General features: G+C 67.6%; 15 protein-coding genes. 6 read left to right on the top strand and 9 right to left on the bottom strand.

The genetic code is table 11. The annotated features are described in order from the left end of the window. Positions 1–154 precede the first annotated feature (154 nt). Complete coding sequence (locus GGQ62_RS13405; protein ID WP_152578214.1) at positions 155–469, top strand: REDY-like protein HapK; 315 nt, start codon at positions 155–157, stop codon at positions 467–469. Between the two features lie 13 nt (positions 470–482). Here the strand turns inward: GGQ62_RS13405 and GGQ62_RS13400 are convergent, their stop codons facing one another. The 7 genes from GGQ62_RS13400 to GGQ62_RS13370 all read right to left on the bottom strand — a co-directional run bounded on the left by GGQ62_RS13400 (position 483) and on the right by GGQ62_RS13370 (position 6,135). Then, positions 483–860, bottom strand: coding sequence for a F0F1 ATP synthase subunit epsilon (locus tag GGQ62_RS13400; protein WP_152578215.1), 378 nt, complete (start codon positions 858–860; stop codon positions 483–485). A gap of 12 nt (positions 861–872) precedes the next feature. Further along, positions 873–2,327, bottom strand: a complete 1,455-nt coding sequence (gene atpD, locus GGQ62_RS13395) for a F0F1 ATP synthase subunit beta (protein ID WP_152578216.1) — start codon at positions 2,325–2,327, stop codon at positions 873–875. A 23-nt stretch (positions 2,328–2,350) separates the two neighbouring features. Then, positions 2,351–2,755: an organic hydroperoxide resistance protein gene (locus GGQ62_RS13390; RefSeq protein ID WP_152578217.1), complete on the bottom strand. Its 405-nt coding sequence runs from the start codon at positions 2,753–2,755 to the stop codon at positions 2,351–2,353. A 9-nt stretch (positions 2,756–2,764) separates the two neighbouring features. Beyond that, positions 2,765–3,064, bottom strand: a complete 300-nt coding sequence (locus GGQ62_RS13385; RefSeq protein ID WP_152578218.1) for a hypothetical protein — start codon at positions 3,062–3,064, stop codon at positions 2,765–2,767. After that, positions 3,061–3,954, bottom strand: coding sequence for a F0F1 ATP synthase subunit gamma (locus tag GGQ62_RS13380; protein ID WP_152578219.1), 894 nt, complete (start codon positions 3,952–3,954; stop codon positions 3,061–3,063). Before GGQ62_RS13380 ends, GGQ62_RS13385 begins: the two co-directional genes overlap by 4 nt. 111 nt (positions 3,955–4,065) lie before the next feature. Further along, complete coding sequence (gene atpA / locus GGQ62_RS13375) at positions 4,066–5,595, bottom strand: F0F1 ATP synthase subunit alpha (RefSeq protein ID WP_152578220.1); 1,530 nt, start codon at positions 5,593–5,595, stop codon at positions 4,066–4,068. 3 nt (positions 5,596–5,598) lie between these two features. Further along, positions 5,599–6,135: a F0F1 ATP synthase subunit delta gene (locus GGQ62_RS13370; RefSeq protein ID WP_152578221.1), complete on the bottom strand. Its 537-nt coding sequence runs from the start codon at positions 6,133–6,135 to the stop codon at positions 5,599–5,601. 307 nt (positions 6,136–6,442) lie between these two features. On the opposite strand from GGQ62_RS13370, the gene GGQ62_RS16465 reads away from it, so the two are divergent. Further along, positions 6,443–7,000 carry a PEPxxWA-CTERM sorting domain-containing protein gene (locus GGQ62_RS16465; RefSeq protein ID WP_243446177.1) on the top strand — a complete coding sequence of 186 codons (558 nt, stop codon included), beginning with the start codon at positions 6,443–6,445 and terminating at the stop codon, positions 6,998–7,000. Between the two features lie 85 nt (positions 7,001–7,085). Here GGQ62_RS16465 and GGQ62_RS16460 read toward each other — a convergent pair whose 3' ends face one another. Beyond that, positions 7,086–7,943, bottom strand: a complete 858-nt coding sequence (locus tag GGQ62_RS16460) for a DUF4394 domain-containing protein (protein ID WP_152578299.1) — start codon at positions 7,941–7,943, stop codon at positions 7,086–7,088. Positions 7,944–8,175: 232 nt separating this feature from the next. Between GGQ62_RS16460 and GGQ62_RS13355 the strand changes: the two genes are divergently transcribed. Further along, positions 8,176–8,910: a hypothetical protein gene (locus GGQ62_RS13355; RefSeq protein ID WP_152578222.1), complete on the top strand. Its 735-nt coding sequence runs from the start codon at positions 8,176–8,178 to the stop codon at positions 8,908–8,910. A 16-nt stretch (positions 8,911–8,926) separates the two neighbouring features. Here the strand turns inward: GGQ62_RS13355 and GGQ62_RS13350 are convergent, their stop codons facing one another. After that, complete coding sequence (locus GGQ62_RS13350) at positions 8,927–11,272, bottom strand: patatin-like protein (protein WP_152578223.1); 2,346 nt, start codon at positions 11,270–11,272, stop codon at positions 8,927–8,929. Positions 11,273–11,417: 145 nt separating this feature from the next. Here GGQ62_RS13350 and GGQ62_RS13345 point away from each other — a divergent pair, with 145 nt between their 5' ends. From GGQ62_RS13345 to GGQ62_RS13335, 3 genes are read left to right on the top strand one after another with little or no spacing between them, the layout of a single operon-like run. After that, positions 11,418–11,741, top strand: coding sequence for a polyhydroxyalkanoic acid system family protein (locus tag GGQ62_RS13345; RefSeq protein ID WP_152578224.1), 324 nt, complete (start codon positions 11,418–11,420; stop codon positions 11,739–11,741). A gap of 57 nt (positions 11,742–11,798) precedes the next feature. After that, a complete protein-coding gene (gene radA / locus GGQ62_RS13340) occupies positions 11,799–13,199 on the top strand; it encodes a DNA repair protein RadA (RefSeq protein WP_152578225.1) in 1,401 nt (466 codons plus the stop codon). A 53-nt stretch (positions 13,200–13,252) separates the two neighbouring features. Continuing rightward, positions 13,253–13,906, top strand: coding sequence for a CvpA family protein (locus GGQ62_RS13335; RefSeq protein WP_152578226.1), 654 nt, complete (start codon positions 13,253–13,255; stop codon positions 13,904–13,906). The last annotated feature ends 5 nt before the right edge of the window (positions 13,907–13,911 follow it).

Below are 13,911 nucleotides of genomic sequence, written 5' to 3'. Positions count from 1 at the left end.
CGAAAAAACTGGCCCCCGACCCTGTTAGAAGCTTTTGCCATGGTGCGAAACCATCGATCTTCAGGGCGGCAAGGGAGCGCATGGGCGGCGGCGGCGTTGTTACGGGCATGGGTTGCGGGCACTGGCCCCACCCGACACTGGAAAAGGAACCATCATGCGGATCATCGCGCTGTTCAACCTGAAGCCGGGCATCGATGCCGCCGATTTCGAGGATTGGGCCAAGGCCCGCAACCTGCCGGTGGTGCGCGCGCAGCCGTCGATCGAGGAATTCCAGCTGTATCGCACGACAGGGTTGATGCGCGCCGATGGCGCGCCGCCCTATGCCTATGTCCAGGTGATCGACGTGCCCGACATGGAGGGATACGACAAGGACGCAGCCAGCGAGGCGATGCAGGCGGTACAGGACGAATTCGGCGAGCGCGCCGAAGCGCCGGTGTTCATGCTGACCGAGGCGTTGAGCCTGGTTTGAGCCCGGCGCGCCGTCAGTTGACGACGGCGGCCTGCATGGCTTCGAGGCGGGCGACGGCCTTGTCGTTGCCCGCCGAACGGGCAGCGGCGAGGTCGGTCGCGACCTGCGCCGGGTCGATGTCGCCGACGGGCGTGGCGCTTTCGGCAAGGATGGTCAGGCCGCGCTCGCTGACTTCGGCAAAGCCGCCGTCGACGAAGATGCGGCGGGTCAGCGTGTCGCTGTCGGCCTCGTAGATGGCGATGGCGCCGGGGCGGATGGTGCTCATCAGCGGCGCGTGGCCGGGCAGGACGCCGAAATCGCCCTCGGTTCCGGGAACGACGACCATGGCGACCTTGCCCGACGACAGCAGCCGTTCGGGGGAGACGAGTTCGAAGGTGAGAAGGTCGGCCATGGTCGGTCTTTCTTACGCGGCTTCGGCGGCGAGGCGCTGCGCCTTGGCGACGGCGTCCTCGATCGTGCCGACGAGGTAGAAGGCGGCTTCGGGCAGGTGGTCGTATTCACCGGCGACGATGGCCTTGAAGCCCTTGATCGTGTCTTCGACCTTGACGAACACGCCCGGGGTGCCGGTGAAGATTTCGGCGACGTGGAAGGGCTGCGACAGGAAGCGCTGGATCTTGCGGGCGCGGGAGACGACCAGCTTGTCCTCTTCCGACAGCTCGTCCATGCCGAGAATGGCGATGATGTCCTGCAGCGACTTGTACTTCTGCAGCACTTCCTGAACCGAGCGGGCGACGGCGTAATGTTCTTCGCCGACGGTGCGCGGTTCGAGGACGCGGCTGGTCGAATCGAGCGGATCGACGGCCGGATAGATGCCGAGCTCGGCGATCGAGCGGCTGAGCGTCGTCGTCGCGTCAAGATGCGCGAAGGACGTGGCCGGCGCCGGGTCGGTGAGATCGTCTGCCGGGACGTAGATCGCCTGGACGGACGTGATCGAGCCCTTGTTGGTCGAGGTGATGCGTTCCTGCAGCTGGCCCATGTCGGTAGCGAGCGTCGGCTGATAGCCCACGGCCGACGGAATGCGGCCGAGCAGTGCCGACACTTCCGAGCCGGCCTGGGTGAAGCGGAAGATGTTGTCGACGAAGAACAGCACGTCCTGGCCTTCGACATCGCGGAAATATTCGGCGTTGGTCAGGCCCGACAGGGCGACGCGGGCGCGGGCGCCCGGCGGCTCGTTCATCTGGCCGAACACCAGCGCGACCTTGGAACCGGTCGAGGTGGCGTTGCCGTTCTCGTCCTTGGCGATGACGCCGGCTTCGAGGAATTCGTGGTAGAGATCATTGCCTTCGCGGGTGCGTTCGCCGACGCCGGCGAAGACGCTGGTGCCGCCATGGCCCTTGGCGATGTTGTTGATCAGTTCCTGGATGAGCACGGTCTTGCCGACGCCGGCGCCGCCGAACAGGCCGATCTTGCCGCCCTTGGCATAGGGGGCGATGAGGTCGATGACCTTGATGCCGGTGACGAGAATCGCGCTTTCGGTCGACTGGTCGATGAACAGCGGCGCTTCGGCATGGATCGGCATGGTGATGTCGGCGTTGACCGGGCCCATTTCGTCGATCGGTTCACCGATGACGTTGAGGATGCGCCCCAGCGTGGCGGGGCCGACGGGAACGCGGATCTGGCTGCCGGTATCGACGACTTCCTGGCCGCGGACCAGACCGTCGGTTGCGTCCATGGCGATGGTGCGGACGGTATTTTCCCCCAGATGCTGGGCGACTTCGAGGACGAGACGGTTGCCGCCGAGGCGCGTTTCCAGCGCCGACAGGATGGCCGGCAGGTCGCTGTCGAAATGCACGTCGACGACGGCGCCGATGACCTGGCTGACGCGGCCGACGTTGTTGGTGGTGGGGGTGGTTGCCATGGGTGTGCTCCTGGAATTTCGGGTCAGGCGACGGTGACGGTGACGGGGATGTTGCCCCGCGTCGCCTTGGAATATGGGCAGATCTGGTGGGCGGCGTGGGCGATTTCCTCGACCTTGGCACGGTCTTCGCCCGGAATCGACACTGTGATCGCCACCGACAGGCCGAAGCTGGTGTCGTCCTTGTCGATCGTGACTTCGGCGGTCACGCGCGCCTTCTGGCCATCGACGCCATGCTGGCGCGCGATGGCGAGGATGGCCGAACCGAAGCACGACGAATAGCCGAGCGCGAACAGCTGCTCGGGATTGTGGCCGTCGCCGGCGCCGCCCATGTCCTTGGGCAGAGCCATCGCCAGCGCCAGCGTGCCGCCGTCGAGGATGGCGCGGCCGTCGCGGCCGCCGCGGGTGGTTGCAGTGGTTTTATACGCCATGATCCACCCTCAGCTTTGCGGCAGCGACGAGCAGCGCGGGCCGTCGTCGAGCCATGTCCAACCGGCGCCGTCGCGGGCGACCAGCGCGGTGCTGGTCGTCCAGGGCTTGCCCTTGAACTGTTCCTGCCAGCTGCACTTGAACTCGGTCGGGTCGCCGAGCGGCGCGCAGGCCAGCTTGCGGATCGGCGGGCATTTTTCGCCCTTGGCGACGCGCAGCGCGGTGAACTGCTTCGCCGTCGGGCCGGGCGCCGGCGCCGCAGCGATGCCGAGCGCGGCCGTCGCCAGCAGAAGGGCGGCGCGGACGATCACAGCGCCTCCGCCCCCGAGATGATCTCGATGAGTTCCTTGGTGATCGCTGCCTGGCGGGTGCGGTTGTAGGTGATGGTCAGCTTGTTGATCATGTCGCCGGCGTTGCGCGTCGCATTGTCCATGGCGGTCATGCGGCTGCCCTGTTCCGACGCGGCATTTTCGAGCAGCGCGCGGAAGATCTGGACGCTGAGGTTGCGCGGCAGCAGTTCGGCGAGGATGGCTTCCTCATCGGGTTCATATTCGACCGCGGCGGGCGCGGCGTCGCTCGGCTTGGCCTCGACCACGGCGGCCGCCGGAAGCGCTGCCGGGATGATCTGCAGTTCGGTCGGCTCCTGGACCAGCGCCGAGCGGAAGCGGGCGAAGAACAGATGCGCGACATCGAATTCGCCGGCGTCGAACCGCGCGGTGATGTCGTCGGCGATCGCCTTGGCATCGGCGAAAGCGACATTCTTGATGTGGGTCTGGTCGATGGTGCCGATGATCAGCTGCTTGTGGGTCCGCATGAACGGCGCGCGCGCCTTCTTGCCGACGAACAGCAGCTTGACCGTCTTGCCCTGGGCGAGCAGCGCTTCCATCTTCTTGCGCGCCAGCCGCGCGATGTTGGTGTTGAAACCGCCGGCAAGGCCGCGTTCCGACGAGGCGATGACAAGCAGATGGACCTGGTCGGCGCCGGTGCCGGCGAGCAGCCGGGGCGATTCCGGGCCGACCTGGACGGTGGCGCCGAGGCTGGCCATCACCGCTGCCATCCGCTCCGAATAGGGGCGCGCGGCTTCGGCGGCTTCCTGCGCCCGGCGCAGCTTCGCCGCGGCGACCATCTTCATCGCCTTGGTGATCTTCTGCGTCGACTTCACCGAGGTGATGCGCATCTTGAGGGCTTTGAGGCTTGCCATCTTGTCCTTCTGTCATCCCCGCGCAGGCGGGGATCCATCTCCCGACCGTCCCATCATTCCCGGTTTCGGGAGATGGACCCCCGCCTTCGCGGGGGTGACGATCAGCAATACCTACGCAAACGTCTTCGCAAAGCCGCCGATCAGTTCCTTGAGCTTGGCCGTCGTGTCGGCGCTCAGGTCCTTCTTGTCGCGGATGTCGGTGAGGATGGCACCATGTTCGGCACGGACGTGCGCCAGCAGCGACGATTCGAAGCGCGTCACGTCGGTCGGCGGCACCGCATCGAGGAAGCCGTTGACGCCGGCGAAGATGGAAACGACCTGTTCCTCGAACGGCATCGGCTTGTACTGGCCCTGCTTCAAGAGTTCGGTCAGGCGGCGGCCGCGGTTGAGCAGGCGCTGGGTCGAGGCGTCGAGGTCCGAACCGAACTGCGCGAACGCCGCCATTTCACGATATTGGGCGAGTTCCAGCTTGATGGTGCCGGCAACCTTCTTCATCGCCTTGGTCTGCGCGGCCGAGCCGACGCGGCTGACCGACAGACCGACGTTGATGGCCGGGCGGACGCCCTGGTAGAACAGCTCGGTTTCGAGGAAGATCTGGCCGTCGGTGATCGAGATGACGTTGGTCGGAATGTACGCCGAGACGTCGCCGGCCTGGGTTTCGATGATCGGCAGCGCGGTCAGCGAGCCCGAGCCATTGTCGGCGTTCATCTTGGCGGCGCGCTCGAGCAGGCGTGAGTGGAGATAGAAGACGTCGCCCGGATAGGCTTCGCGGCCCGGCGGACGGCGCAGCAGCAGCGACATCTGGCGATAGGCGACCGCCTGCTTGGTGAGATCGTCATAGGCGATGACGGCGTGCATGCCGTTGTCGCGGAAGAATTCGCCCATGGTGCAGCCGGTATAGGGCGCGAGGAACTGCAGCGGTGCCGGCTCCGATGCGGTGGCGGCGACGACGATCGAATATTCCATCGCGCCGTTTTCCTCCAGCGCGCGGACGATCTGCGCGACGGTCGAGCGCTTCTGGCCGACGGCGACATAGATGCAATAGAGCTTCTTGCCCTCGTCGGTGCCGGCGTTGGCGGCCTTCTGGTTGATGAAGGTGTCGATGACGACAGCGGACTTGCCGGTCTGGCGATCGCCGATGATCAGTTCGCGCTGGCCGCGGCCGACGGGGACCAGCGCGTCCAAGGCCTTGAGGCCGGTCTGCATCGGTTCATGGACCGACTGGCGCGGGATGATGCCGGGCGCCTTGACCTCCACGCGCATGCGCTTGACGTCGGTCAGCGGACCCTTGCCGTCGATCGGGTTGCCGAGGCCATCGACGACGCGGCCGAGCAGGCCCTTGCCGACCGGCACGTCGACGATGGTGCCGGTGCGCTTGACGGTGTCGCCTTCCTTGATGCCCGCATCCGAGCCGAAGATGACGACACCGACATTGTCGGCTTCGAGGTTGAGCGCCATGCCCTTGATGCCGCCGGGGAATTCGACCATTTCGCCGGCCTGGACATTGTCCAGCCCATGGACGCGGGCGATGCCGTCGCCCACCGACAGCACCTGGCCGACTTCGGAGACTTCGGCGTCGTTGCCGAAGTTGGCGATCTGGTCCTTGATGACCCGCGAAATTTCGGCGGCGTTGATGTCCATGGATTAGCCCTTCAGTGCCTGGCCGAGCGCGTCGAGCCGGGTTTTCAATGATGAATCGATCATGCGGCTGCCGACGCGGACGATGAGCCCGCCCAGGATCGCCGGGTCGATGGTGATGTCGAGCGCCACGTCGCGGCCGAGGCCGGCCTTGAGCCGTGCCGCCAGCGCCGCCTGCTGGTCGGCGGTCAGCGCATGGGCGGCGGTGACGCGCGCGCTGATTTCGCCGCGCCGGGCAGCGGTGAGGGCGTTGAAGTCGCGGATGATGGCGGGCAGCGCGGCAAGGCGGCGGTTGCCGGCGAGGACGCCGAGGAAGTTGCTGGTGAGCGGATCGAGGCCGAGGCTGGCCGCGACACCGCCGATGCCGGCGGCAGCCGCCTTGCGGCTGACCATCGGGCTGGTCGTCAGGGTCCGCAGGTCGGCATTGTCGGCAAGCGCCGCCTTGATCGTCGCCAGGCTCGCCGAAACAGCGTCGAGCGCCTGGCCTTCGACCGCGAGGTCGAACAGCGCCGTGGCGTAGCGACCCGACAGGCCGAGCGCCACGTGCGATTGAGCGATAGCGGAATTGGGTTCCAAGAGACGTTCCCAGGGCGCGCGGCCCAGCGGCAAGAGTGACGTTGATGTGTCGGGAACAAATGCTCACCGGACGCGGCGGCGGCTAGCACGAGGCCGGCGATGTTGCAAGGCAGCAGGGCTGTCGTGCCGCCGTCGCGGGCAGCGAACAGGGCGCAGAAACTTCGATACGGCGGTGTTTCTTCCTGCGTCGCACGCGTCCCCTGATCCGTAACCGCAGCGGGGGGACGGTAACGGAGGAGCAGTCTTCATGCACGTCAGGATAATTTGCGGGCTCATGCTCGCCACAACGGCGGGGGCTGCCTCGGCAGCGGTCGTCACGGCCACGGGCTATCAGAGCTTTGAATCGGCGCCGTACACCTATGATTTCGGCGGCGGCAACAGCGTCACGTTCGAGGTGGTCGGTGGCTTCTTCGAACCTGCGGGCGTCGCGACCACGGGCAACGTACAGGTGCTTAGCGACGGTGCGCCATTCTTCGATCCGCCACGGCCAGCGGCGTTCTTCACCAACCGCGGTGGCAGCATCGGCCCGAACAGCCTGGGTGTCTATGCCGGCTATGCCAGCCCGGCGGTCATCCCGTTCTCGATCTCGCGCGGCATCATCGGGCTGCGTTTCGATCTCGGACAGGGCTTTCAATATGGCATCGCCGACCTGGCCGGCGGCAATCTTTACGGCATCCGCTTCAACACCGACCCCGGCGCCAGCATCCGGATCGCCGCGGTGCCCGAGCCCGCAAGCTGGGCGATGATGATTGTCGGATTCGGGCTGAGCGGCGCCGCCATGCGCCGCCGGCGCGACACCGGGCTTCGTGCGCGGCGCCTTTCGGCGGCGTGACGCGGTGGTCTGCCCGTTGCCGCCGGCAACGGGCAGATGCAGGAAAGGGGCGGCGCTGACCCGCCGCCCCTTTTTTGCGTGTCGGTCAGGCGCTGACGGCGACCATGGTCCGCCGGTTGCGACGGCTGGCGGCGCCGACGAGGCCGAAACCGGCGATCATCATCGCCCAGCTGGTCGGTTCGGGCACCGCCCCGGCTGCGGTCAGCGCGAACAGGCTGCGGTCGGTGGTGCCGATCTGGCTGAGCATGCCGGTGCCGAGGTCGACCGACAGGAAGCGGTCGGCGCTCTGGGCGAAGGCGACGTTGTTGCCGCCCTGCGTGACGATATCGAAGCTGGTCCGCGCGCCGACGCTGGTGCCCAGGTCGCCGACCAAGGTGAGCACCCCGGTCATCGCATTCTGGGTTGCCAGCACATTGTTGCGGCTGTCGATGACATACAGCGTCGTGCCCGTCGCCGGGTCGGTGTCGTTGAACGTATAGGCGCCGGCGGTGATGTCGGGGTTGGCGCCCATCAGCGCGCCCGGGCCATAGGCGACGTTGGCGCCAGGAACGAGCGCATTGGTCATGAAATTATAGACATAGTTGGTGTCGTCGTTCGACACGATGCGCAGGTTGTTGTTGGTCGGGTTGAAATCGAAGGCGAAGTTGGTGCCGGTCACGGCGAGATTGGCGAAGGTCGCGGTGGCGCCGGTGGTGGGATTGATCGTGATGATGCGGCCGTCGTCGGTGTGGGCGTAAAGGGTGCGATCGAACACGCGATAGTCCATGGCGAGCAGCGAGCTGCCGGTGACACCCTGCAGGGCGACGCTCGACAGGGTCGTGCCGGGCGCGCGGCTGTCGAAGGTGATGAGGTTGTTGGTTTCGTCGACCGCGTAGAGACGCGCGGCCTGGGCAGGCGCGGCCATGGCGGCGACCGCGGCCAGACCAGCGAGCAGATGTTTCATGAAAATTTCCCCTTGATGAATCGCGATGGCGTCGACGGCAAGCCGGCATGGCTCCGTCAATCACCTTTACGAACCGGTAATGTGTGCGGATGCAGTATGACCGAAAAAAAGGCCCGGCACGGCGGTGATCGGCGGGGCGATCAGCAGGTTCCGCCGCGACATCGAAGGCTTGCAGCGGGGTGCGAGTTGGAACAAGGTCCGGCGAGATGCGCGCAGCTCGGGAGGGCGGCAATTGCCTTGGCTGTTCGAACTTGTGCTTGCCGCCCATGTCGGCGCGGGGATCGTCGCGCTGGTCACATTCTGGGGTGCCGTGCTGACCGCCAAGGGTGGCAACGCGCACCGGCGCTGGGGGCATGTGTTCGCCGGTGCCATCCGCACCGCCGGCTGGATGGCGCTGGGCATGGGCACGCTGTCGCTGTTCTGGCCGCTCGCCATGCACCCGGGGCTGACCGACGCGGCGCTGTATCGCGGGCTGTTCGGCTGGATGATGCTGTACCTGGCGCTGCTGACGATGAGCATGACGCGCTATGGCCTGATGATGGTCGCCAACAAGCGCAACCACCCGGCCAACCGCCACTGGACGATGGTGGCGCTGCAGTTGCTGGTGCTGGCGGCGGCGGTCAATTGCGCCTGGCAGGGCGTGGTGCTGCGCCAGCCGCTGATGATCGGCGTGTCGATCATCGGCTTCGGCACGGTGCTGACCTATTTGTGGTACATGTTCCGCCCCGCCCCGGGCCGCACCGATTATATTCCCGAGCATCTGAAGGCGATGGTGGCGACCGGGATCGCTGCCTATACGGCGTTCCTGTCGGTCGGGCTGGTCGAACTGTTTCCGCAGCACGCCTTCAACCCGGTGATCTGGGCGGTGCCGACGGTAATCGGCGTCGGCATCATCGCCTGGTACCTGCGCCAGCAGCAGGGCGCCGCGCGCCGGCCGGTCACCGGCGGCACGCCAAGCGGCGCCTGACTGCGGCGATGCAGACTCAGCCTGCGTTCTCGGGCGGGACGTCGTCCTTCAGCCCGAGCGCTGTTGCCAGCACCGCCAGCAGATCGGGGATCATCGTCAGCCGCCGCCGTTCCGTGTCGACGATCGCGGCAAAGGCGTCGTGCTTCAGCGCCGCCAGCCGATCGGCCGGCAGCTTGGCATCGTCCGGCAGCGACGAGGCGACGATGTCGATCAGCCGTTCGGCACCATGGAGCCGGCCCCAGAGATAGTCATGCTCGCGATATGCGCGGCTGAAAAAGGCACCGAAGGCGTTGAGCTGCGCACCCTTCAGCCGGGCGCCGCCGAGGTGCCGCAGCGACAGCGCGTCGTCGGGTGACAGGCGATCGACCTTGATCTCCTCGAACTCGTCGACGCCATCGCCCTGCAGCAGCGGCAGCATGGCGATGTCGAAGAACGCAAAGCCGAGATAGGCGCTGAGCAGGCCGCGCCGCTGGGCGCGGGTCGCCAGTTGCGCGAACAATGCGACCAGCGCCGTGTCGCTGGCGGTGTCGAGCGCCTTCAGGGCATAGGACGCAGCCAGCGCCGCCAGGGCGGCCGCCGGCTCGGCGGCGGCGGCAGCGGCCGCGGCAACGACATCCGGCGGATGATATTCCGGCAGCCGGCGTTGCAGATGCGGGCCGACGATTTCGTAAAGCCCGGCCTTCATCACCTCCAGGCTGTGCCGGTCGGCCGGGGCGACGGCGGTTTCCGCCATGGTGTTGACGCGGCGGATGACGAAGCGCAGCCGGCGGATGCGATATTCGAGGTCGAAGCTGCGCAGGAAGGTGACATAGTCCGACGCGGCGCCGGCCTTTTCCAGCCCCTGCGCCGCCCGGTCGAGCCCGCGCGCATGGACATGCCGCCACAGGCCTGCGCGCACGCTGTCGATCGACGCACCGCCGACCGCGGCAAGCCGTTCCGACAGCGATTCGACGATCTGGGCGATCTTGAGCTGGCCATAGGCGGCATAGGCGAACCCCGCCTCGCGCGCCGCGACGGCCTGGGTCCGCGACCGCCAGTCGGCGAGGCGTTCGGGCGTCGGGGTGAACATGAAGACGCGAAAGCCGATGGCATTTTCGATGGCGGCATCGACGGCCGGGGTCATGCCGTCGACGACATGGCGCAGCCGGCGGACGCGCGCCGACAGCGCCTCGATGGCGGCGAGATTGTCGTTGATCGGCTGCTGGCGCGGGATATCGGCAAGGCTGCGCAGCACGGTCGAAAAGAACCCCGGCAACAGCATCGAATCGCGCGGGCCATTGTCGGGCGCCTGCCCGTGCATGCCGGGCTTGGGATCGACATAGACGAACCGCCGGTCGACCTCGCGATGCGACGGCCGCTGCGACAGCGCCTCGATCGCCGGCCCGAACGGCCGGCTGTTGAGCACCGCGCCGTCGATCAGCGTCACTGCCTCGGGCTTGGTCCGGCCCGGAAAGATCCGTCGCAAAAAGGCCGCCCGCCCCGGCCAGGCAGCGCTGCGATCGGCGACCACGGCGTCGATTTCGCCGATGCGTGCCGGCGGGAAGGCGCCGGGAAAGGAGGCGGTCGCACGCGCCGCAAAGGCGAGTTCGGCGATATCGCCGAGATGGCGCGTGCCATCGGCGCCGGGACCGGCATCGTTGAAGCCGATGACGAGGCGATGCTCGTTCTCGGTGATTTCCGGCGGCGAATGGAGGCGCAACGTCTCGGCGGCGCCATGATAGTCGGTGACCGTCACGAACAGGTCGAGCGGTTGCAGCGGCGGCAGCAACGGCGGGGTATGTTCGCCCGATTCCATCGCCTTGAGCGCATCGTAGAGAACGCCGGAAAAGCCGGACCCCGAAAACGGCGGGGTGAACCAGCGCGAGCGCATCAGCCGCGACAATTTGCGCGCCACCTCGCCGCGGGTCGCCGGATCGGCGGCATCCTCCATGGCAAGGCCGCGCCGTTCGGCCCAGCGCACCAGCGGGGTCGCCCAGAGCTTGGAAAAGCGTTCGGCGGCGCCTTCGGGTTCGAGCAGCCGGTCGCTGTCGGCGCCTTCGAGCCAGAGTTCGCGCAGCGGTTCCATGTCGCTACCCTGGCTGATCGCCTGGGCGAGCAGGATGCCGTTGATGCCCCCCGCCGAAGCCCCGGCGACGATATCGACGAGCACCCGCAGGTCGAGCCGCGGCGCCAGCGCGTCGAGCAGCGCGCCATAGACGATCTCGGTATCCGATGCCGGCGGCAGGACGGCGCCAGGCGGTTGATGCCGGCGCATCGAGGCGCGGGCGAGCTTCCACACTTCCTTGGTGGTGCCGTGCATGTAGATGGCGAGGCTGACGCCGCCGTAGCAGACGAGAGCGAGGCGCAGTTCCTTTTCGCGCATGCGGTGACACCGGTCCCTTGATCTGCCGACACTAGGAGATCATCGACGCCGCGAACAGCCGCGGCGGATGCCGCCGGCATGGCGCTGCTGCCGACGTGCAAGGAAAGCGCATTGCCGATCGGCGGGGTTGGGGCATAATCGCGCCATGGCCGGCACCCCCACGATCGTCGATATTCCGCACAATCTGGGGCGCGACGTCGCCAGGGAGCGGCTGCGCGCCAATGTCGGCAACCTGGGGTCGCATATTCCGGGCGGCGTCGCGGCGCTCGACACGTCATGGCCGAGCGCCGACCGGATGGTGATCGAACTGGTGGCGATGGGGCAGCGGCTGACGGCGACGCTCGATATCGGCGACACGGTGGTGCGGTGCAGTTTCCTGCTGCCGGGGATGCTGGCGTTCATGGCCGATGCCATCAGCGCCGGGGTGCGGCGGCAGGGCAGCCAGCTGCTGTTGCCGGGCAAGGATTGACCGGGCGGCGGCGGGCCGCTACTTGTTCCCTTTACGTTCTATTCCTGTGGAGCTTTCATGGCCCGTGCTGCCACCCGTTATGTCTGCCAGGCGTGCGGCGGGGTAAGCAGCCGCTGGCAGGGGCAGTGCGCCGATTGCCAGGCCTGGAACACCATTCAGGCCGAAGCCGCGCCCGCGGCGACGCCGTTTGCCGCCAAACACTCGCTCGCCGGCGGCGGGCGCAAGTTCGCCATGGCGTCACTGGCCGATGACGTGGTGCTGCCGGAACGGCTGTCGACGGGCATCGGTGAACTCGACCGGGCGCTCGGGGGGGCCGTCGGAGGCCCTGCCAAGGGCAGCGGCGGGCTGGTGCCGGGCAGCGTCATCCTGATCGGCGGTGACCCCGGGATCGGCAAGTCCACGCTGTTGCTGCAGGCCGCCGGCCGCATGGCGCGCGATGGCCATGCCGTCGCCTATGTGTCGGGGGAGGAAGCCGCCGACCAGGTGCGGCTGCGGGCGCGGCGGCTGGGCCTTGCCAAGGCCGATGTCCAGCTGGCGAGCGAAACCAGCGTGCGCGATATCCTGACGACGCTGGGCAGCGGCAAGCCCCCGGCCCTGCTCGTCATCGATTCGATCCAGACGATGCATTCCGACACGCTGGAGGGTGCGCCGGGAACGGTCAGCCAGGTGCGGGCGAGCGCGCAGGAGCTGATCCGCTATGCCAAGACGACCGGCTGCGCGCTGATCCTCGTCGGCCATGTCACCAAGGACGGCCAGCTGGCAGGGCCGCGCGTGCTCGAGCACATGGTCGATACCGTGCTTTATTTCGAAGGCGAGCGCAGCCACCAGTATCGCATCCTGCGCCCGGTCAAGAATCGTTTCGGCGGCACCGACGAGATCGGCGTGTTCGCGATGGGCGCCGAGGGGCTGGAGGAGGTCAGCAACCCGTCGTCGCTGTTCCTGACCGACCGCGACAGTGCCGTGACGGGCGCCGTGGTGTTCCCGGCGATGGAAGGGACGCGCCCGGTGCTGTGCGAAATCCAGGCGCTGGTGGTCAAGGTGCCGTCGGGCGCGACGCCGCGCCGCGCCGTGGTCGGCTGGGATTCGGGGCGGCTGGCGATGCTGCTGGCGGTGCTGGAGGCGCGTTGCGGGTTGGGGTTCGGGACGCACGAGGTCTATCTCAACGTCGCCGGCGGGTTGAAGGTGCAGGACCCGGCGGCCGACCTGGCGGTGGCGGCGGCGCTGGTGTCGGCGTTGACCGACCGGCCGCTGCCCGCCGATTGCGTGGCGTTCGGCGAAGTGGCGCTGTCGGGCGAGTTGCGGCCCGCCGGGCTGGCGACGTTGCGGTTGAAGGAAGCGGCGAAACTGGGGTTCGCATCGGCATTCGCGCCCAAGGGCACCGCCAGCGGCGCGCTGCGCGTGGAGACGCTGCCGACGCTGGCGGCGCTGGTCGACCGGCTGGCCCCCGATCTTGATTGACGCGGGTGCGCATGGCGATTCCCCTGTACGCAAATCTGCATTAGGGGGTGGCGATGGCCGCGCTCACCGCTTTTGATATCGTCGTCGGAATCATCGTCGTGCTGGCGGCGCTGGCCGGACTGGCGCGCGGCTTTGTCGGCGAGGTCGTGTCGCTGCTCGCCTGGGTGGCGGGGTTCGTCGCGGTGCGGTTCTTCTACACGCCGGTCAAGGGCTTTGCAGCAAAGCTGACCGGCACGGAATCGGGCGGCGCGATCCTGGCGCTGGTGGCGATCTTCCTTGCGGCGTTTATTACCGTGCGGCTGATCGGCGGACAATTGAGTGCGGGCACCAAGGCGTCGATCATCGGGCCGATCGACCGCGTGCTGGGGCTGGGCTTTGGCGCTGCCAAGGGTGTGCTGGCGGCGGCGCTGCTGTTCCTGGTCGTCAACCTGACCTTCGACACGATCGATCCGGGTGAGCCGTCGCCCGACTGGATCGCCACCGCCCGCACCGCGCCGACGCTGGCGATGGTGTCGAAGGCGCTGGTCGATTTCGTCGAGGAACATCGCCGGCTGGCGCCCGACACGGCGGCGACCGGGCGCGATCCGCATGCCGGGACAGGTCTTCCGCCCGTCGGCAAGGGCGCCGGCTATGCGCCGGCCGAACGCAGCGCGCTCGACAAGCTGCTCGACGAGCAGGAAAAGACCACGCCAGCGACGCCGATCTGACGCCG

The sequence above is a fragment of the Polymorphobacter fuscus genome, assembly GCF_011927825.1.
Classification (GTDB): domain Bacteria; phylum Pseudomonadota; class Alphaproteobacteria; order Sphingomonadales; family Sphingomonadaceae; genus Sandarakinorhabdus; species Sandarakinorhabdus fusca.
This window is presented reverse-complemented; position numbering and strand designations above follow the sequence as displayed.

Coding starts and splice junctions, on each gene's coding strand:
- GGQ62_RS13405 (WP_152578214.1), top strand. CDS start 155: ATGCGGATCATCGCGCTGTTCAACCTGAAGCCGGGCATCGATGCCGCC.
- GGQ62_RS13400 (WP_152578215.1), bottom strand. CDS start 860: ATGGCCGACCTTCTCACCTTCGAACTCGTCTCCCCCGAACGGCTGCTG.
- atpD (WP_152578216.1), bottom strand. CDS start 2,327: ATGGCAACCACCCCCACCACCAACAACGTCGGCCGCGTCAGCCAGGTC.
- GGQ62_RS13390 (WP_152578217.1), bottom strand. CDS start 2,755: ATGGCGTATAAAACCACTGCAACCACCCGCGGCGGCCGCGACGGCCGC.
- GGQ62_RS13380 (WP_152578219.1), bottom strand. CDS start 3,954: ATGGCAAGCCTCAAAGCCCTCAAGATGCGCATCACCTCGGTGAAGTCG.
- atpA (WP_152578220.1), bottom strand. CDS start 5,595: ATGGACATCAACGCCGCCGAAATTTCGCGGGTCATCAAGGACCAGATC.
- GGQ62_RS16465 (WP_243446177.1), top strand. CDS start 6,443: ATGCTCGCCACAACGGCGGGGGCTGCCTCGGCAGCGGTCGTCACGGCC.
- GGQ62_RS16460 (WP_152578299.1), bottom strand. CDS start 7,943: ATGAAACATCTGCTCGCTGGTCTGGCCGCGGTCGCCGCCATGGCCGCG.
- GGQ62_RS13350 (WP_152578223.1), bottom strand. CDS start 11,272: ATGCGCGAAAAGGAACTGCGCCTCGCTCTCGTCTGCTACGGCGGCGTC.
- GGQ62_RS13345 (WP_152578224.1), top strand. CDS start 11,418: ATGGCCGGCACCCCCACGATCGTCGATATTCCGCACAATCTGGGGCGC.
- radA (WP_152578225.1), top strand. CDS start 11,799: ATGGCCCGTGCTGCCACCCGTTATGTCTGCCAGGCGTGCGGCGGGGTA.
- GGQ62_RS13335 (WP_152578226.1), top strand. CDS start 13,253: ATGGCCGCGCTCACCGCTTTTGATATCGTCGTCGGAATCATCGTCGTG.